The 20,027-nt window shown below is 35.9% G+C and carries 13 protein-coding genes; 1 reads left to right on the top strand and 12 read right to left on the bottom strand.

Going from position 1 to position 20,027, the window contains the following annotated elements; translation table 11 throughout:
* The first annotated feature begins 353 nt into the window (after window positions 1–353).
* Complete coding sequence (locus ACS125_RS11095) at window positions 354–1,358, top strand: formylglycine-generating enzyme family protein (RefSeq protein ID WP_443272118.1); 1,005 nt, start codon at window positions 354–356, stop codon at window positions 1,356–1,358.
* 2 nt (window positions 1,359–1,360) lie between these two features.
* Here ACS125_RS11095 and ACS125_RS11090 read toward each other — a convergent pair whose 3' ends face one another.
* From ACS125_RS11090 to ACS125_RS11035, 12 genes are all read right to left on the bottom strand, one after another.
* Entirely contained in the window at window positions 1,361–4,324 is a 2,964-nt protein-coding gene (locus ACS125_RS11090; protein WP_443272116.1) for an ATPase, read from the bottom strand.
* A 3-nt stretch (window positions 4,325–4,327) separates the two neighbouring features.
* The gene (locus ACS125_RS11085; RefSeq protein WP_443272114.1) at window positions 4,328–7,114 is read right to left on the bottom strand and encodes a type VI secretion system Vgr family protein; all 2,787 of its coding nucleotides are present in this window, start codon (window positions 7,112–7,114) and stop codon (window positions 4,328–4,330) included.
* Between the two features lie 439 nt (window positions 7,115–7,553).
* The gene (locus ACS125_RS11080) at window positions 7,554–8,012 is read right to left on the bottom strand and encodes an SUKH-3 domain-containing protein (protein ID WP_443272112.1); all 459 of its coding nucleotides are present in this window, start codon (window positions 8,010–8,012) and stop codon (window positions 7,554–7,556) included.
* 74 nt (window positions 8,013–8,086) lie between these two features.
* Window positions 8,087–8,395 carry a hypothetical protein gene (locus ACS125_RS11075; RefSeq protein WP_174742597.1) on the bottom strand — a complete coding sequence of 103 codons (309 nt, stop codon included), beginning with the start codon at window positions 8,393–8,395 and terminating at the stop codon, window positions 8,087–8,089.
* A gap of 130 nt (window positions 8,396–8,525) precedes the next feature.
* Window positions 8,526–8,990: an SMI1/KNR4 family protein gene (locus tag ACS125_RS11070; RefSeq protein ID WP_443272110.1), complete on the bottom strand. Its 465-nt coding sequence runs from the start codon at window positions 8,988–8,990 to the stop codon at window positions 8,526–8,528.
* Between the two features lie 73 nt (window positions 8,991–9,063).
* A complete protein-coding gene (locus ACS125_RS11065) occupies window positions 9,064–9,561 on the bottom strand; it encodes a hypothetical protein (RefSeq protein WP_443272108.1) in 498 nt (165 codons plus the stop codon).
* Between the two features lie 98 nt (window positions 9,562–9,659).
* Window positions 9,660–10,196, bottom strand: coding sequence for a DUF4303 domain-containing protein (locus tag ACS125_RS11060; protein WP_443272106.1), 537 nt, complete (start codon window positions 10,194–10,196; stop codon window positions 9,660–9,662).
* Between the two features lie 368 nt (window positions 10,197–10,564).
* Window positions 10,565–11,089, bottom strand: a complete 525-nt coding sequence (locus tag ACS125_RS11055; RefSeq protein WP_443272104.1) for an SMI1/KNR4 family protein — start codon at window positions 11,087–11,089, stop codon at window positions 10,565–10,567.
* Window positions 11,090–11,184: 95 nt separating this feature from the next.
* Window positions 11,185–11,517 (bottom strand): immunity protein Imm33 domain-containing protein, encoded by a 333-nt coding sequence (locus tag ACS125_RS11050; RefSeq protein ID WP_443272102.1) that lies wholly within the window; start codon window positions 11,515–11,517, stop codon window positions 11,185–11,187.
* 71 nt (window positions 11,518–11,588) lie between these two features.
* A complete protein-coding gene (locus tag ACS125_RS11045; RefSeq protein ID WP_443272100.1) occupies window positions 11,589–11,930 on the bottom strand; it encodes a hypothetical protein in 342 nt (113 codons plus the stop codon).
* Entirely contained in the window at window positions 11,927–16,717 is a 4,791-nt protein-coding gene (locus tag ACS125_RS11040) for an RHS repeat-associated core domain-containing protein (protein ID WP_443272098.1), read from the bottom strand. Before ACS125_RS11040 ends, ACS125_RS11045 begins: the two co-directional genes overlap by 4 nt.
* 9 nt (window positions 16,718–16,726) lie before the next feature.
* Window positions 16,727–19,924 carry a DUF2345 domain-containing protein gene (locus ACS125_RS11035; protein WP_443272096.1) on the bottom strand — a complete coding sequence of 1,066 codons (3,198 nt, stop codon included), beginning with the start codon at window positions 19,922–19,924 and terminating at the stop codon, window positions 16,727–16,729.
* Window positions 19,925–20,027 lie beyond the last annotated feature (103 nt).

Raw genomic sequence — 20,027 nt, 5'->3', positions numbered from 1 at the left:
ATTTATATAAATTCAATTTTCTGGTTAAAGGTTAAAAAGTGCCACACCCTGCCCTAAGCATGCTTTTAGACAAATTATCAAAAAAATAGAATAAAAAATTTAAGTTTGTTTTTTGTAAATATATCATTAGGAATTATAAATCTCTCTTTTAACTACCCAATTGGTTCATACCTGATTTCTCTCCCCAAAGAGCATCTAATCTATTTTCACTTATAAAGTATCTGAGTTCATTTTGATTCTTCATAAACTATAATGATTATTCGCTAAGTTGAATAACAAAACCGCTCTTTATATCTTTCAAGTCTCTCACTAAAATAGTTTCATCAATATTCAACCTAATGATTTCCTAAAAAATGATGAAACGGAATATAGCTGTTGTTTTATTTTCAAGTTTTGCTTTAAGCGCTTGTGCTAAATCTACTGAAACAAATCATAAGTCATCAAAGCCCTCACCAGAACTTCAACAAAAAATTCAGAAATTGGTTGAGAAAACCAAAAAGAATATGATCTTTGTTGAAGGTGGTAGCTACCTAATGGGTGACTTTGGACTAGTAACTCCAGAATTAGAAAAAATGGTTCCAAACAGTATGGCAGTGAAGAACCCGAAGGGTAATACTGAAAAACCTAGTAACCAACCATTCTCTCCAGGGGCCGATAATAAAACACTTCATAAAGTTACACTGAGTAGTTTTAATATGAATGCTTATAAGACCACCTTAGAGGACTTTAATACTTTTACTGAAGCTACTGGACAACCTGCGAGTACGGATAATAAACGTTATGGTTCAAATATTGCTCACGAAGTAGCAACTGGTATGGCTTGGCAACAAGCCAAAGAATACTGTCAGTGGCTTGGGCAACAAGTAGGTACACCGATGGACTTACCTACTGAAGCGCAATGGGAATATGTAGCCCGAAATAAAGGACAATATACTTTATTTGCAACAAATACAGGTAAAGTAGAACCAAAGAAAAACCTATGGGGATTAGATCAATATGATAACTACAGACATTTACATGACTTACAAACTGTCGCGAATATTCCGGTTATAGGTCAAACACCACCAAACCCTTTAGGTTTTTATGATCTTGTTACTAATAATTATGAATGGATGAATGATTGGTACGATAAAGATTATTACAAACACTCACCTAGCAATAACCCAACAGGACCAAAAACAGGTACTGAAAAGGTTTTACGAGGTACTCTAGCAATGGGAGCTGATAACTTAATGATGGCTGATGGTTTTAATATAGCTAGAAGTAAAGCCTTACCTATTCCAAATGATGAAAGTAAGTCAAAATATCGCTTATATTCTGTTCGCTGTGTTGCCAATATCCAGCAGCCGATTAAATAACTTTAAGCCATATATGAACCATCAGAGTTTTGTTGATAATTTGCTGCAATAAACAATTCTGCATCAGTACCATCGACTTCAAGCGATGGTACTGCTTCCGTATTTAAAGCAATTAAAGCATCCGCATTAACAATACTTGGTTCACTCGCCATCTTTTCTCGTAATTTTTTTAATTCTCTTGGATTATTCATTGGTGCTTTTTCATGTAAAGGAATTGTTTTTACAACTTTTGAGCGTAATTTTTCATATTGATCAACATATTCACTTCCACGTCCAACTGTATCTGAATTAAAAGCATATTCTTTTACAATATCTGAGACCTGAGACCAAACACCATCATGTAAAAAAACCAAAAGTTGTTTTTCTAATTTTTTAATACTATTAGTTGATTTTGAGCCATCAAAAGACATTCTTTGGAGAACATTTAACCATTCATTTTCTGTTGTAATAGTTTCAAAAATTGCAATAACAGCTTGCTTATGGCTAGGTAAATATGGAGACGTTAAAGATGACGGGTAGTCGGCTAAATGAGTAACTTTATTGTGTCTAGTCATTTGGTAGATTAGCATTCCCTTGGCTTCAGGGGTTGCTTGTTTTAGCCACTCAGGTTGTCTTTTAATTTTATTGGCTAAATCAACTGAATTTTTCGCATCGGAATACTTACCATTAAAATTATCAAACTCCTCAGCAATGTCATTGAGAGTTTTAGCAGTTATAGAGTCATTACCCAGAGCAATTACAGCCAATTGACTTAAATTTCTAAAAGCATCTTCCGCAATAAAACCCAATATTGTGAATTGAGCGCGTATAAGCTGGTAGTGCACCCATTTCAACACTTCAAGCATCTGACTAAAATCAATAACGAAATCTAATGCACCTTTTGCCCCTAAACCAACACATAAGGCTGCTTTGGCCCTAAAACGGAATTGATTTTCTTGTGCCCAATAAAATAGTTTAAAATTAACTCCCGCTCCCAATCCAGCACTAACAGCAAAATCCAATGCCAAACTCGCCAAAGCCTTGAAATCTTTAGCTTCCGGTGAAAGCCACTGAAATTCACCCGATGGTTTGATACCTGCCTCAGCCCCAGCAAATGCTTCAATTTGCCCCTCAGAACTTGCACCGCTACCAGGAATAATACTTTCATCACGATCCATTGGTACAAATCTTGGGCGGTTTTCCCCCATATTATTGGCAAGTGAGGGATTTCGGTTTCGCCTACCATTGGCAGCTAATTGTTGTTGACCATCTTTACTGTAGCTGATCTCTAAACCAATTCCTGCGGCCACTTTTGCACCAGCAAAACCATAGAGCTCCATGCCAACAATAAACCGGAATGCCCCTAAATCAATATCTTCAAAGTTCAGCATCCAACCTTTATCACATGGAATAACATAGGTAGTTTTTGCCTTCCCCTCAAACAAAACCAACTTACCTTGGGCATTCACATTTGCCTTAGCATTCACTTCTCCACTTTCAGGTTTCCAACTCGCACTTGATGAGAAACCAGCACCACCAACACATCTTAACCATTGAGATTGAATATCTACCGTTAAACTATCTGAAATTTTAATTTGTTCAACAAAACCTGCACTAAAAGCAGAGAAGTCCCAAACCTTTGTTCCAGTTTGCTTAGAATATTTAGCCAAATCCAGACTGACTTTTTTAAACTCATTGTGAATAGCCTGTTCATTAATTTTCTTAAAGTCTTGCTTTATATCTTTAAGCTTCTTTAATTCAGTTCCTAAGACTGTAACCTTAAAACTTTCTTTATTTTTTTTCTTTTGTTGTAATTGCATATATCTATCAGTACGCAAATATCGACGTCTGAAATCAAATTCTTGCGTGTTACCACTTGGATTTTTCTTTCGACGAGCCTCAAAAGTAATAACCTCTGTCAAGTCAGCTGCTTTTTTAAAGTTTTTATTTAGCTCCTCTTCAATTTTCTTCTCTGCTTCTTTTATTTCATCTTCTGCTTTTTTAACACTAGAAACGCTACCAGATTTTATTGCCTCTGCTAATTTATTTTTAGCATCAAAAGAATTACCAAATAATTTATCTAATTTCGAACTTTCTTTCTCAAACTCAGCATAGTCCTCTGCTGAAAGAACAATCATTTCCTCTCTATGCATATTTAAAATAACAGGGGGTTTTCCATTTCCCTGCAATGTTACTGTCGTATTCTCTTTTTGCTTAGTGGTTTTAGCAACCGACTTCAATTGCACAGTGACATAATTATTTTTACTAATTGTGGTGAAATGTTGTATATCTTTTTTGTCTGGTTGGATATCCATATTTATAAACTTAAATTTTACAAATATAATTTCACCTTTTGGCGAATACAGAGGTGGTGTAAAACCATTTTTATCTACGATTTTCACTTTGACATTCGTTAAACTAATTTTCTTTTCTTTACCCTCTTTGTCAAAAGTGAAAGTTTCAAATGAAATATTATCAGATAATTTAGAGCCTCTAAAACCCTCTATTTTATAGCGGTAATATTGCTTAATCTGGTACTCTATCGTGGTTATTCCTTGCTTTTCTTGTTTTATCTGAATGCCTGACGTACCATTTATATTGATGGCCTTTTCCCATTCAGAATCATTACGCTTAATCCAAAGATCATATTCTCCAACTGGCAAATACATTTCTTTGGTAAAACCCTTCAAATCAGTTCTGTCTTCTCTGTTATGAACAAGGGTTATACTTTCTTGTGCATCTTTATACTTTGCCATATTTTGCGCTATTGCTTGGCCAGTAATCGGTTTGTTCTTATATATGGATTTCATATCCAATGGCTGCATAAGAGGCTTAGGAGTTTTTGTACTCGCTATTGCTATAGCAAGTTTATTTGCCTCGCCAGGTCTTCTACCCTTTTCTGTTACAGAATAAAGCATGTCATGACAAGGAATCGCGTCATTATCAGGCAACACGTTAATAAATAGTTTTAATTTAATTTTATTCATCACTTATTCTTCTTCAAAAGTTACAAAACCATCGTGAACATGATCTTCTAAGCTAATCTGGATTTTCTGAGGACCTTTGGTTGTGATTTTCCGAGTTTTACCCTGACCATCCGTTACACCACTAACCATTTCTCCATTTTGTAAAATCATCAAATACTTCTTATTTTTCAAGGGATTTCCATCTAAATCTTTTGCTATATAAGTTAAATGGTAGTCAGGTAACATCACCAATTCAGGACTTAGCGTTGCCACCTTAGCTCCTCCCACAAACAAATGTTGCCCTGCTTTCACCTCAAGCTTACCGCCGGTGACAGGGAAAATACCCGAACCATTCAACTTAACTTGAGATCCACTTGCAGTCAGATTAATTTCAGTTGGACTGGTAATAAAAACCGTGTCTTCGGTTGAAGTAATCTGTATACCCTTTCGACCAATCACATCTAAGCCATCAGCTTGTGCCTGAATTTCAACTTTACCTTGACCTGCAAAAAGTCGAGCACCTTCTTGGGCGGCAAATAGACTTATTTTTTGACTCGCATGACTTACTATATTCTTTTGCGTACTTATATTAATGCTATCTCCAGCACTTTGAGTGAGCTGACCATTTGCACTGAGGTGTATATCCTCATTACTACTTACAGCAATACTTTTTGAAGATGCCAATAGCATCACTGCTGATTGAAACTCAGCAGCCTTTTTAGGATCTTCTTGTTTGAGAACTTCTAAGAAAGTTTGAATATTCTCAAGCATATCTAACGGGTCAGTTTGCTGATTTTTGGCAACTTCACTAAGTGCCTTGGCATTGCTAAGTCCGCCTTCGATTTGTTGCTTGGCCTCATTTGCATCAAGGTGTACACCTTGAGCTTGATCCTGCTTGTGGGTACTAAGGAGTAAACCACTGCCTGCTCTTACTGCACCCCACTGGTCTGTTCTGAGTTCAAAACCCTCACCTCGGCCTTCACTTTCCGCTTTGTCTTTTGGATGGCTTAAGTTACCCAAGTTTAGCTGGCTTGCTGCATGGCTGCTTTGGAGCTGGGCACTGATCTGGCCTGTAGTGTCATCAAAACGTAGCTGGTTAAAGCCTTTACCGTCGACTTCTTCTGAGCGGATACCACTGAGTTTTTTGGTCTCCGGCAATTGGCCTTTTTGATCAAACTGCGTTGGGTGACGTTCGGCTTCATGAATACGCCCCACCACAAATGGACGGTCAATGTTGCCGTCAAAGAAGTCGATCACTACAATCTCACCGACACGTGGCAAGAAACGTGCCCCATAACCCTCACCAGCCCATGGGGTGAGTACATCTACCCAAGCTGAGTCGGTATCATTGTCGTTACTTCCTGCTCCACCGTCGTGACTATGGTCGTCAGTTCGGGTAAATAGGAAGCGGACTTTAATACGACCCCACTGGTCGACATGAATACTTTCACCCTCTAGTCCCACCACTCTAGCGCGCTGTGGGTAAGCTGCTGGTCGGTGCCCTAATGGATCATACTCAGGAACAGTTTTAATATTTCTGCGTGACAAGATGAGCTCATTACCCTGACGCTCAGTCTGGTCATTTGGTCCTGATTGATTGTTTTGCCATTGGCTTTGACTAACAAGTTGATTGATTTGTTTTTGCAAATCTTTAGGCAAATTGTTTTGCAGATAGAAGCTTTTGCCAATAATCAGAAACTCTTTGTCTGTCCCACTATGCGTATCTATTTCAGGATGTTCATTCAGTTCAAACCAATAACCGACTTGCGCGTCACGTACTGTAGTTTGCGCACGAAAATATTTTGATTGAGACGCATAATAATCAGATAAATTTTGATTGAGTTTTTCTAACTGCTGATGACCCGATGCAGTAGCTTGATCTTCACCTTTTAAATCTTGTATCCAAGCAGGACTGACATACCATGCATGTTCTAGACTTAAACTCGCGTTATCCTGATTAGCACTATGACTATGCTTTGACTGAACACTGCCCATGCCTTCTTCTTGACTTAAAGCATCCGCCTGCCAGCGTTGCACATGCACGGCTGTAGATTGTAAGCTTCGAGTTGGCACAAGGCTCGTCATACTGTCTTGTTGTTCAACAGCACTACTGCGGTGATAACGGATATTTCTTCGGTCTAATGCTAAATATGATTCATTATTATCAATTAAACGTAACTTTTGTGATTGAATTTCATCCGAGCTATTAGTGACAAACAACTGAGCTTCATCAATTAACCAGTTAATGCCTTCACTACGCCAAAGTCGGGTTAAAAACTCATAATCCGTTTCGTTACTTTGCATAACAAAAGGTCGAACATCGTAATCTTCGGTTAGACCTTTTAAATCCAAAGTTAAGGCAGAAGCAAACAACGGGCTTTTATTCTGCCACTCAGTAAATAGAATTTCAGTAATGTCCCGTACACTCTTATTCATAAACACACGGCTATTGCGGCGTTTATGCCATAGCGCGGTCGGGTCTTGTAATCTCAATTTATACAATGTTAATGAACCATCACTCTGCCCCTGACTGGCTTCTGTAATAATTCCTGTAGTTCTAAATAGCTGCCCCTGATCAGTTACTTGATCGACTGCAACCTGACAACCAATAAATTGTTTTAATGAAATATGGGCATTAGTAGAAAGACAAAATAACTCAGCAGTCAGTCCTTTATTTAGCTGATGCTGCCCTTCAATGCTTTGTAAAAAGACTTGAGTATTCAACGATGGATTAGAAAACTGAACATGAAGCACGCGTTTTTGCGAGCTGATACCCAAATCTTCTAGAATTCTATGTATATGAGATAACATCTTTTTTATGAAAACTTTGTCAGGATTGGCATTATTTTATAAAATACAGAAACATCTGTCTATTTTGTAAAGAGAAACTTAACCATATGAATACAAGAGTGGATGAAGATGACGAACGTAATAAAGATATAAAGTGAATTAAAAACTTACGTTATTAATTCACTTTTAAAAGTTGTTAATCTTTTAGTATTCTAAGAATTTCATTTTGAATTCAAATTTATTAATAATATCCACAAATTTTTGACTTACTACATAGATATAAGGTTTATCCGTATCTCTAGCAATAAAAAAGTCATCTGTTACAAGATCTTTTTTTATGAAATCATCCTCATCTAATAAATTGTTTTTTCTCTTAATATACATAGCATAAATATCTGCCTCTATACATTGATTAACAGTCAAAACTTTTAGAGTATTTGACTGTTAACTTTTTAATTACTTACAATTGAATAAAGTTTTTTTCATAAAAAATATTATTAAAAAAGCTATTAACTGAATCCCCAATTTTGCAAAAATAGTCATCATAACCACCATAAAACTTAAATGATGGATCTATAAAATATGTTAAATGTTCACTATAGCCCAATCCAATTGGTAAAAGGTCACTTCCTGCCTTTAATGAATACTCCTCAAATATCCAGGCAGGATCTATACCTTCTGTTGCTTTAATAGAATTGAAATACGAAAAATCTTTTTCTTTTCCTCTATATGCCTCATGAGCTATATTTAATCCATTAAAACTTTGGACAAAAACTATAGCAGAATTAAAAATTTTATAATTATCTGCTTTCCATGTTTCTATGATGCGTTCAATATCTATTTTTCTTCCTGTATACCAACCGCAATTGATTAAATATTCTTCAATATTGGCATTTGAATCAAAATTGGATTCTTGCATTTACTTCTTTCCTGTTAATGCTTTGAATATGAAAGAGGGGTTCACAAACCCCAAATTAGTAACGTGTTCACCACCTAAATATTATTAGATATAATATTTGATATATTTTCCTTTAAACTTTTTATATCCCCACACTCTTTTTCAATTATAGGTGAGTCCCAATTCATATCTTTTATCAATACAATTTTAAAACAACCATCTACCTCTAGATCTGGATACCACCCGACATCCAATATTTTATTGTTATTAAAAGAAATTTGTAATAAATCTTCAGACAAGTCAAAAACTGTATCTTCATTTATTTCAAAATTATCATCAATCCAAGAAATGGAGTCATGACTAACAACTCCATCTTTAATATCAATATTCCACCAAATATTCATTATGACCTCTTTAGATATTTATTTTATCGATCTTTTGATATTGGATGACCATGTATTATATCTACTTAAGACAATTAAATATTATCAAACATTTTATCTAAAAATTATCTAACCTTATAAAATAAAAAACTTAAAAATATTTAAATGGACATCTTTCATATAAACCTTCATTAATAGAATTGACTAATTTCTTAAATTGATCTTGTTCAACTTCATTAAGCTCTTCGTGTATATCCAATTCTTCTTCAAGTTTCTGATAAATAAATGCTATTTTAAGAAACTTTTCAAAATTAATTTTCATATCTAAAAACCGATTAATATTAAAATACTCTCCTTGGTTATGATCATAAAATAAAATATTATTTTTTGACTTATGTAAAAACCACTCATCACCTTGACCTGTACGACCAATCACCCAAGCTTTCTCACTAATCTCAGAATAATTTTCATGAAGATGTTGATTTTCTTTTAATGCTGTCTCATATCCAAAAATTATAATATCGGGTGTAATCTCTATTTCTCTAAATTTACCTAAAAAAGACAAATAGTTATCATCAAGATACCACAAGCTTATAGATTTTTTAATTTCATTCATCTCAAATTTAATTAACACCTATGAAAAGTATAAGTATTATAAACCTTACACTTTTCATAAAACAAAAAATAAGTCATTTATTTGAGTAAACTACTAATTTACCATTAGGAAGATGCTCATCCCAACCACATGGAAACCCACCATTTAAATAGACTTCAAGAATTTTTTTCCAGATTTCTGGTAAACAATCATTCGCATAACACTGAAAAATAATCCCTATATCTCTATACATTAATTCAGTAAGTATACAAACTTCCCCATAAACCCATTTTTCTTTAGCACCATTAAATTCTTTTTGTTCAAAATCAAAATAATTATTCTGTTTTAACTTATATTTAATTTTATCATTCCATTCAAAATCATCTGGAAATACGTTGGGTGTATCCGTTACAGTTTCCCACTCATCAAAAGTATCAAAGTCATCATTCGTAGCATAATTAATACCAACCTTAGCATCAGTAATGATTTTATAATCTCCACTTATCAGAAATGGTTTATTAAAGAAATTTCCTTGTTCTAAGAATGAAATAAAATCACTAGCATCTTTAGTCACTTGATCCCAACTTTTCATTTATTTACTCATACTAACCTATATAAAACACCCTATTATTGAAAAATCATAATAAAACTATTTATTCAAAATTAAGGGTGTCTTTCAATATATTAAAATTATTTTTTTATTTCTAAAAAATCTTTTAGATTTTTGGTTAAAGTATTAATTTCTTTTGCAGTGGATACCTCTATATCAGGATTTCCTAAGATAGATACAAAGAAAACAATTTCTTCAATACTTTTACCCATTTTTTCTATTAATTTATTTTTTTCCTCTTTTAAAGCATATACATAGAGCTCTAAGTTTTCTTTAAATTCTACATCATAATCAAACCCTTTCTGAAACTTTGGAGCAATATCATTCTCATAATGTTCCATTATAATTGGAGTAAAAGCTCTAACTCCAAAAGTATCATCATCATCACTTAAGCCCTGCATCCATGAATGTGGTTCCCAGTCAACTCCTGCATGTACACTATTTCTAGTACGTTCTGTCGATATCATTATATAATTTGTCAAAGCATCATCGTCAGTAATTAATACTAAAGCATATATTTTATCTTCATCTTTACTATAATTTTCGTAAAGAACTAGAAACTCATCCACAATTAAATTTACTAACTTTTCTGAATATAACTTATGCCATGAATCCATTATCTATAACCTCCAAAAACTTTTTCCCGACAGTTTTTAATTCTACATGCATCAATACTTTTGACTTAGCCACTGTTTTTACCCACATTTTACAGCCGATTTAATTTCTCTATCAGCTTTAGTTAAATCAACAGATATTTTTACCTTCCTTTCAAATCACAAGAAAATCTTTAAGAGTATACTCAGAGGGTTAAATGATATAAAAAGTCACAAATTAACCTTTAAAATAACTAGTTTTTAAGTAGTGCTTCTAAGCAGTCACATTAAAAGCACTACTATTTAAATAATATTTTATAATTTATTAATAAAACTTTAAAATTACTCTACACTTAATATAATTTTCTTATCAGAATATATCAAATTAAAAATCAATCATGTAATTTATCTAAAAACTCATTGAATGAGTTAGATACTTTCTTCAACTCATCTTTTTCATGAAAGAATATAAAGATTGCACCATAATCACTATCATTAAGGATTAAATTTATTAAAATATAATCCCCATTCACTGTGTCACCTATTGAAAAATATCCCATAGGAAAGGAAATTAAAGAATTATTATTATTTTGTAGGGTGTACATTTCAACCTTAGAGTACAATGTAAAAAAATGTCCTATAACAATATCCTTTTTCTTTGTAAGATCAAAAATACTCTTTGAAGGTACCCCACCATTCGTTTCCAATAAAAAATTCTTATATTCTTCGGTAAGAACCAAATTATATTTATCCTCAAGATCTTTAAGCATATTAATATCAACAACAGAAGGATTTTTATATTCTTCTGTTAATGCTTTTTTTAATTTTTTATCATAATTAATACCAATAAATGAGAGCGACTGTAATTGCTGTTCGCTTTTAGCAATTTTATCAAATTCTATACTTCTATATTCCATACTTAAATTACTTAATTATTTACAGTTATATCCTATAGAGTTTTCATAAAAAACTAATAAATATCTTTATAAGTTAAAAAATATAAATTGAGTTTCTACTCTTCCTTCCATACATCTTCGTAACCCTGTTTATCTATTACAAATCTAAACCCTTCTTCCAACGCCAAATAAGGAATAACTTCGGGAAGATAGTTTTCTAAATGACATATATGTATTGGTTTAAAGAAATCATCATCTTCAGAAAATTCTCCACAATAAAAAAACCATGAAATATTTCCCCCTTCCTCTAGTACATTACGTATGCCTGTAATTGGTATTTTTCCTAATGAATCCAAAGCTACAGCAACCATTTCATTCTCCAAAGGTTGAACAAACTTAGAATTAAATTTCATACAATTACACTTTTGTACATCTATTACTGAGTCCAAAAAATTCTCTGCTTTTTTAAATTCATTTCACAAATCTACCCACCAATACAATATAAATCAAAAATAACAATCTAAAACACACCTTCCTTAATGTTTTTCATCGATTCAATATTGCCCCACTCATACTTAAACTCAATAAGCCCATCTAATTTTGTTTTTATTGAAAATATATTTTTCTCTATAAAATAATTTTCAACAATATTTGAAAAGCTTATATTTTTAATTAACAACTCCTCCACTCCAATAAAACTAATATCCACATGTAATGAAAAATCATCCCTCTTAAATACAAATCTAATTTCAAGAGTTGGGTCATTATTAGAAATTACAACTCTAGTAATTTCTATATTTTGACTATCTAAATTATGACTCTTTAGAGCCATTGGATTTAACAAATTAATTTTTTCTATCATTTACTATTCCTGCAATCAAAATAAAAATGGTCATCCATTCCGTCAACTGCACCCGTACGTGTATTTTCAGCGGGTCTAACATTATGATGGGATGGTTGATTACCTTTTCCATCGGCTTCACCAAAATCATGTCCAGCTGAATGATCCTGAATTACAATTTCTTTTCCTTTAACATTATATGTTAACTCTCGAGTCATTATTGGCATATTATTCTGATTAAGAATTCTTTTACCATTTTTATCTGTTAAAGGAACCATTTTTTGCCTTATAGGTTGTTGGCTCATTGGGATACCCAATTTTTTCCTAATATCTCTTAAACTTGCTCTTCTATATTTACTACAAGTTAAACCTAACTGATCAACCCAGTTATTAGGATTCGGTGCATACGCATAAACATTTAATCCCCCCAACAATCCAATCGGGTCTTTACTGATAAACCGACCAACATACGGCGAATAATAACGATAACGGTTGTAATGAAGCCCTGTTTCGTCATCAAAGTACTGACCTTGGAAACGGATATTATTGCTAATAATTTCTGAATTTTCAAAGAAATCTGATTTAGCTTGTTCAACCTTACACTCCCCCCAAGCTTTATATTGAGCTTTCCAAACAATAGCACCTGTCTGATCACTCATTTCCTGTGGTGTGCCTAAATGGTCGCAGTGATAGAACCATACATCATCAAAGCCTTGACTTTGTTTTACTGTATTCCACAAAGGGTCTTTATAAATGCTATATGTTTTTTCTGTCCAGTCTTGGGTTTGATGTAGCTCAATTGAGTGACGATACGCTGCTTGCAACAAAGGTACGAAACTATCTTTTTCGTAGAAATAGTGTTTTGTTAAGTCATGACTAGATTCATAAGCTAAAGTATCACCATCCCAACCATAAATAATGTTCTGCTCTTGCCCAGTGTGGTGGTGTTTACTTCTTTTTTGAATACGTCGACCTAAAGCATCGTAACGATAATCCGCCGTATATTGATTGTTTCGGCTACGAACAAGACGTCCCAACACATCCCACTCAAGATTTAAATCACCTTGTGATGACTTTTGTCGAATCAATTGCCCAAAAGCATCATATTGATATTGTTGGTCAAGATATTCCTGCACGACGTTACTAACTAAGCGGTTATAACCAAGACCTTTTTCAGTGGCAGTGGGTTGTGAGGATTGCTCTTTGGTACTGTTATATCGATCTAGAATATTACTTGCCGGGTCAAAATTAAATGTCTCTTTTCCAAGCTTACTGGTTGCCTCTAATAAGCGCCCGACAGGATCATATTTATAGTGAATGGTTCCACGACGTGTATCTTTAATGAGCGTTAACTCACCTGTTTTATCGTAATGATATAAGCGTTCAATTAATTGGTTGGTATGCTGGATAGCATTATTTTTAGTTTGAGCCTGATAGCCTTTGTCATGCCCACTCAACATTAATTGCTGAGTTAAGCGCCCGACTTCATCATAACGTTGTTGTTGGCTAAGACCATTTGCATAGTGACGTAATGTCTCTCTATGTAAATCATCACGTTCAAAGCTAACAACATCTTCACCATTTAAAGCCACGCCATAGACATGCCCACTTCCATAAGTTAGCCAATCTATTTTCTGTCCATCTGGTCGAATGGTTGTAGTTCGATTATTTAATTCATCATAGACATGTTTCCACACAGCAGTTTTCTGAGTCACAACATCTTGATGATGTTCTTTAATTAAATTGCCTGCTGCATCATAAAACCATTGCAAGTTAGTTTCGGCATTTTTAGCCTGAACTAGATTACCTAAGCCATCATAAGAAAATTCTTCTGTTTGCTTTTCTTCAAGCTCTTGTCCTTGGTAGCCATATCCTGCTGTACGTTGTTCTAAACGTCCCATGCTGTCAAAAATAAATTGCTGAATACGGTCTTTAGGTGCGGCACGATCTTTGAAATCTTGACCATAGGCAGAAGCGACCTCAATACTACTAGTTAAACGACCATTATATTCATCGTACGTATAAGCAGTTTCTTTGCCATCGAAATCAATTTCTTTTACTAGCCTACCTGCCGCATCATAGACAAACTCGTAACTTGCGCCATTTTCATTAACTAAACGTTTTAAGCGACTTAAACGGTCCCATTGATATTTCAAGGTTTGATTTAATGGGTCAATACGCTTAGTAATTAAACCCGCTGCGTCATATTCATAACGTGTCTGCTGTCCTTTAGAGTCAACATGAACTAATACACGACCTTCTTCGTCATGAATAAAATGTTCTTCAGCACCATCAGCATGTTTAATTTTTTCGAGCTGTCCAAAAGCATTTAGCGATAAGCCTTTTTTTAGAGGCTGTCTTGGTTTAGTAGTTAATTCCGTATAGAAATATTCAACTTTTTGCTTTAAAGCATTTTCAATAAATTTGACGCGCCCACGATCATCATAGTGCCAGTGCGTTTCTTTACCAGAACAATCAGTATAAGTAACCAAGTTGCCTTGATCATCATATTTGAGTGTCTTCTTACCACCTTTAGCATCCTTAATGGAAGTTACCAATCCCATTGCATTATAGGCATAGGTTGTTTCATGCTTCAGCGGATCAATCTCTTTAATTATATTTCCTGAAGCATCGTATTCTTTAAACCAACGCCCCTGTTCAGCATCAACAAAACCTGTCAGATTATCTTTTTCGTCATATTCATAATAGAAGGTTGAACCATCGGCCTGAACCATACTTAAGACATTACCGCGTTCGTCATAGGTATATGATGTTTCTGTTCCATCTGTAGCAATATGTGATGTTATATTTTTTGCTTGGTCTCTAAAGAACCATTCTTGCAAATTGTCTGGATAAATAATTCGATAGGTATAACCCGTAATACCATAATAGTATTCAGTCACGTTACCATCGATATCCATGACTGAAGTTACGCGAATGTTTTCATCCCAGTCTAATTTAGTAGCAGAACTATAGTCATCGGCCCATTCTTCAATCGCTTTTGAGCTAGGTAAAATGCCATCCCATTTTAAGTTCATTCCTCTTTGAGTAAGATCTGTATAACGAGTCAATAAATGAGCTTGGTATTGATATTCATAAGAAGCAGCAAACTCATTAGTTGCCTTAATTAAATCGCCTTGCTCATTATATTGATATGCGGATAGTTGTCTAATGAGTTGACCATCTTCAACCAACCAAGCTGCAACAACTTTTTGCACATCATTAATTTGTAATGCTACATGCGCCAATGTTTGTTGTTGCTGTTTAAATAGAATATCGGATAAATAGCTATCACCATTTTCTAACTCATGGTCATAACGTAGTCCAACGCTAAATCCATTTTGACGTTCTATGGAGACTAGACGAAACTCATTTCTATATTTTTGATAGAAGCGAGTCTCTGAAACCCCATATGAAATAGCTCTAATTTCAGGTGAGACAACTGTATAAGTAAAAGTTTCTACTTCGTCATAATAACTCTGTCCAACTTTTAGCTCTGGTAAGCGAACTGGACGGCCATCACTGCCAATGTACTCCCATCCCTCTTGTTCAATCGGTTCTTTTGGATGATGTATGTTGTAAGTTGAACAACGAACAATTTTTGTTGTAAAAGGTGTAATCCACCGCGCACCAAAAATTGATTGGTCGTATTGATATAAGTTTGATACATACGTTCTCGAGAATTGCTCTATCAATAATGGATGAATTTGTGCATCTATATGATTTAAGAACTCTGTCCCCATGGCAAAGGTAATCGATCGTTTGGTCGCACCCCCTTTACAGTTTTTACATGCATTCGCATTATGAGTTGCTGCATGTTCAGTATTCGCCTTTTCTAATTTATTATTTTTCTTATCATGCTTAACTTGTGTAGTTTGAGTTGGCTTAACTTGAGCTGGTTTCTTTTTCCTAAATTTAGAAGCACTCATTCTCAATACATCAAATAGCCATCCAATTGTTTGCGGCTGCGCTGCATTTCCTAAGCCTTTAATTTTAGTATTGGCAGTAATACCAATTTTATTAATCGTTGCGCCTACATTTAATATCGGCTGCTTTAGATGTGCTGGAACTAAAGAAGTGACAACTTTAGCATTGGAGTTTGCTCCTGTTTTAATAAGAGCCTTCCCCCAGTTTTCGGTCATGTAAACTAAATTTTTTCCAGCTCGCGTTAAGTCACCACTTTTTATTCCTTTAATAACACCGGCAGCTTGCTGTTGAGCGCGGTTTGTATTTGACCCAGCATTGGTAAATACTTGACCTTTTGTTACAACTCGAACAATTCCGCCGTTAATTTGTGTTGTGGCATTTTGGACGGTTCCACCACAAGTGGCTAAAATTGAGTTTAGTTTGTTTAACCCGGTTTTGCAGAATTTTTCTATGTCCCCTGCAACCTGATCGTTTAAATGGTTAGAGATCACCACAATCACTGCTTCACCTAAAGCAGCTTTACCCACACGTTTAACTTCTTGACGGACTAGGAACAGGGCTGGGCGAGCAGAAGTACGTATTGCTGTTGTTCCCGGAATAGGCGCAACACCAATAAGGTCAATACCCATTGTGGTCCAATCCATAATATCGGCATTTTGAAAACCTTTATCGTAGATATAACAAATGTCGGAAACCACATCGATGGCAGCCATGACATTGCCAATAATTGGAATTGTTCCCATTACACTTGCAACCAAGTCTAACGTCACAATTTGATGCGTATGACTTTTTAACCAATCATCTATTTTTTGTTTTGAATGACTAACATCTTTAATAGCAAGTTCTGATAATGGTTTAACAACTTCTGTTTTTCCAGACATTTTATTTCTCTACGAATTCTTTTTAAAAGGGCTTTGCAAATATTGAGGAAGAGCATTAGTCATCAAGCTACTGCTATCAACAGAACTTAATTTGCTGAAGTCATTTATTTTTTGAATTGATGCAAGATCAATGTTATTCCCTATTTTTTGGCCTGCTTCTGAAATGGGTAAAAAGCTTTTCACTTGATCAGTCACTAATCCCTGCGCCTCTGTTTTTAACATTGGCATTAAAGCCTTTGCTCCTTCAGATTTTATGCTTTGTGCAGTTTGAATATTTTTCATAATATTCGCAGGGTTGGTTAATTGTTTAGATAATTCACCAAGTTTGGACTGGGCTGTCTTACTCATTTGTGCAATTAATGAATCTGATTGCTCAATATCTACATCATTCTTATTTGGCCATTCAACTGGACGTTTAAAGTCACTTGCTGCATCCCAAGGATCACGATTGTCTGACTCAAAAAAGACTTTCACGGCTCCTGTTGCTAAGCCAGAAACTCTTGCAAATCCCTTATCATCCAACTTGCCAGTGACTTCTTTTCCTAAGTTGTCAACAACCGTATAACTTCCACCTTTAACAAACTCACCATGCGCATAATCATGGATGATTTCTAAATTTCCTGGGCTACGCTTAGGTGGAGGCGGTAGTGAAGAGCTGAAGTTTGCACTTCCTCCCCCCATAAACAAATGCTGCCCAGCCTTCACCTCAAACTTACCACCAGTGACAGGAAAAATGCCCGAGCCATTAATCTTGATTTGAGACCCACCTGCCGTGATAACGATTTCTTTAGAAGCACTAATTTCAATTTTGTCTTCTGTTGAAATAATCTGAACAGCTTTACGGGCAATTAAATCTGCTCCATCACCTTGTGCTTGTATCTCGACTTTGCCTTTGCCTGCATAGAGTCTTGCCCCTTCTTGCGCTGCAAAAAGGCTGATTTTATTTTGGGCGTGTGCAATCAGGTTCTTTTGAGTGGTCAGGTTAATGCTATCGCCCGCAGTTTGACTTAACTGAGCATCTGCGCTGAGGTGAATGTCTTCATTACTGGCTAAAGCGATACTGTTAGGTGCAGTTAATATCATCAAAGCTTGCTTAAAAGCGGCAGCTTTGTCTTGATCTTTTTCTTCAATTTGTTCTATGAACGTTTTTAAGTTCTCAAGAACTTCCAATGGATCAGTTTGCTGATTTTTGGCTACTTCACTGAGTGCCTTGGCATTGTTAAGGCCACCTTCGATTTGCTGTTTGGCTTCGTTTGCATCAAGGTGCACGCCTTGAGCTTGGTCCTGTTTATGGGTACTCAAGAGTAAGCCACTGCCTGCTCGAACTGCGCCCCATTGGTCTGTTCGTAGCTCAAAACCTTCACCACGACCGTCACTTTCAGCTTTGTCTTTTGGATGGCTTAAGTTACCTAAGTTGAGCTGGCTTGCCGCATGGCTACTTTTTAGCTGGGCACTGATCTGGCCTGTGGTGTCATCAAAACGGAGTTGGTTAAAACCTTTGCCATCGACTTCTTCTGAACGAATACCACTGAGTTTTTTAGTGTCAGGTAGTTGGCCCTTCTGGTCGAACTGCGTTGGGTAGCGTTCAGCTTCATGAATACGGCCCACCACAAATGGACGGTCAATGTTGCCGTCAAAAAAGTCGATGGCAACAATCTCACCGACACGTGGCAAGAAGCGTGCACCATAACCCGCGCCTGCCCAAGGGGTGAGTACATCGACCCAAGCCGAGTCGGTGTCATTGTCGTTACTTCCCGCTCCACCGTCATGGCTATGGTCGTCAGTTCGGGTAAACAGGAAGCGGACTTTAATGCGTCCCCACTGGTCGACATGAATACTTCCACCCTCTAATCCCACCACTCTAGCGCGCTGTGGGTAAGCAGCTGGTCGGTGTTCTAGCGGGTGATATTCAGGCACAGCTTTAATGTTACGTCGAACAACATTCAGCTCAGCAAAGTGGCGCTGCTCAGGGTTTTGGCTATCGAGTTGAGCTGCCTTGAGTTTGTCTTTTGGTAACAGGCGCTCAAGTTGCTGTTGTAATTCTTTTGGTAAATTATTTTGGTTATAGTAGTGCTTGCTTAAGATTAAGAACTCTTTATCAGCGCTGTCATGTTGGTCGAGTTCTGGGTGGTCATTCAGTTCAAACCAGTAACCCACCTGTGCATCACGGACGTTACCTGAAACGGTAAATTGTTTAGAACTCAGGTGATGGTAAGCATTAATGTGCTGGTTAAGCTGTTCAATCTGGCTATTGCCTGAAGCTGTAGCTTGATCTTCACCGTTTAAGTCTTGCATCCACGCGGGACTAACATGCCATGCATCTTCAAGGTTTAGGCTGGCATTGTCATAGTGTTCGCTGTGCTTTTGTGTGCCTTGTACGCTACCACTACCCTCTTCTTGTTGCAGGGCATCGGCTTGCCAACGTTGCACATGTACAGATGTCGGCTGTAAGCGGCGCTCAGCTTTAACTTGGGTAATGGTATCGAACTGTTCTGTCGCACTGCTACGTTGGTAACGTAGGTTACGACGTTCAAGCGCTTGATAGTTTTGGTTATCGTCAATTAAACGTAACACTTGTGGCTGAATAGAAGCATTCGGGTCGGCGACCAAAAGCTGTGATTCATCCACTAACCAATTAATGCCTTCACTGCGCCACAGACGAGTTAAAAAGTCATAGTCACTTTCATTTGACTGCATCACAAATGGACGCACATCGTAGTCTTTAGTTAAACCGGTTGTGTCGAGCGTTAAGCTTGAAGCAAACAGCGGACTTTTGCCTTGCCATTCTTTAAACAGAATTTCGCTAATATCGCGCACGCTTTTATTCATAAACACGCGGCTATTACGGCGTTTATGCCAAAGTGCAGTTGGGTCTTTTAAGGTTAAGTTATAAATGGTGAGTGAGCCGTCACTTTGGCCTTGGCTCGCTTCGGTAATAATGCCTGTCGTTCTAAAGAGCTGGCCCATGTCCGTCACCTGATCGACGGCAATCTGACAGCCAATAAATTGTTTTAATGCAATATGTGCGTTTGTCGAGAGACACAGTAACTCAGCAACGCTACCTTGATTAAGCGTATGTTCGCCTTCAATGCGTTGTAAGAAGACTTGATTGTTTAATGATGGGTTTGAAAATTGCACATGAAGTACACGATTTTGTGCAACCAAACCTAAACTATCTAAAATTTGAAATATTTTATGGGACATCATTATTATAAAACTGAGTCGTAATCATCGGTATTTTATAAAAAACAGACAGAATTGTCTATTTATATAAAATAGTTTAGCTTCCATAACTTACATACTTTTTAGT

Origin of the sequence: Acinetobacter sp. PFS20 (assembly GCF_052261015.1) — a bacterium.
Lineage (GTDB): Bacteria > Pseudomonadota > Gammaproteobacteria > Pseudomonadales > Moraxellaceae > Acinetobacter.
This window is presented reverse-complemented; position numbering and strand designations above follow the sequence as displayed.

Excerpts from the sequence above, each read along its gene's own strand:
- ACS125_RS11095 (WP_443272118.1), top strand. The coding sequence starts at position 354 with ATGATGAAACGGAATATAGCTGTTGTTTTATTTTCAAGTTTTGCTTTA.
- ACS125_RS11090 (WP_443272116.1), bottom strand. The coding sequence starts at position 4,324 with ATGAATAAAATTAAATTAAAACTATTTATTAACGTGTTGCCTGATAAT.
- ACS125_RS11085 (WP_443272114.1), bottom strand. The coding sequence starts at position 7,114 with ATGTTATCTCATATACATAGAATTCTAGAAGATTTGGGTATCAGCTCG.
- ACS125_RS11080 (WP_443272112.1), bottom strand. The coding sequence starts at position 8,012 with ATGCAAGAATCCAATTTTGATTCAAATGCCAATATTGAAGAATATTTA.
- ACS125_RS11075 (WP_174742597.1), bottom strand. The coding sequence starts at position 8,395 with ATGAATATTTGGTGGAATATTGATATTAAAGATGGAGTTGTTAGTCAT.
- ACS125_RS11070 (WP_443272110.1), bottom strand. The coding sequence starts at position 8,990 with ATGAATGAAATTAAAAAATCTATAAGCTTGTGGTATCTTGATGATAAC.
- ACS125_RS11065 (WP_443272108.1), bottom strand. The coding sequence starts at position 9,561 with ATGAAAAGTTGGGATCAAGTGACTAAAGATGCTAGTGATTTTATTTCA.
- ACS125_RS11060 (WP_443272106.1), bottom strand. The coding sequence starts at position 10,196 with ATGGATTCATGGCATAAGTTATATTCAGAAAAGTTAGTAAATTTAATT.
- ACS125_RS11055 (WP_443272104.1), bottom strand. The coding sequence starts at position 11,089 with ATGGAATATAGAAGTATAGAATTTGATAAAATTGCTAAAAGCGAACAG.
- ACS125_RS11045 (WP_443272100.1), bottom strand. The coding sequence starts at position 11,930 with ATGATAGAAAAAATTAATTTGTTAAATCCAATGGCTCTAAAGAGTCAT.
- ACS125_RS11040 (WP_443272098.1), bottom strand. The coding sequence starts at position 16,717 with ATGTCTGGAAAAACAGAAGTTGTTAAACCATTATCAGAACTTGCTATT.
- ACS125_RS11035 (WP_443272096.1), bottom strand. The coding sequence starts at position 19,924 with ATGATGTCCCATAAAATATTTCAAATTTTAGATAGTTTAGGTTTGGTT.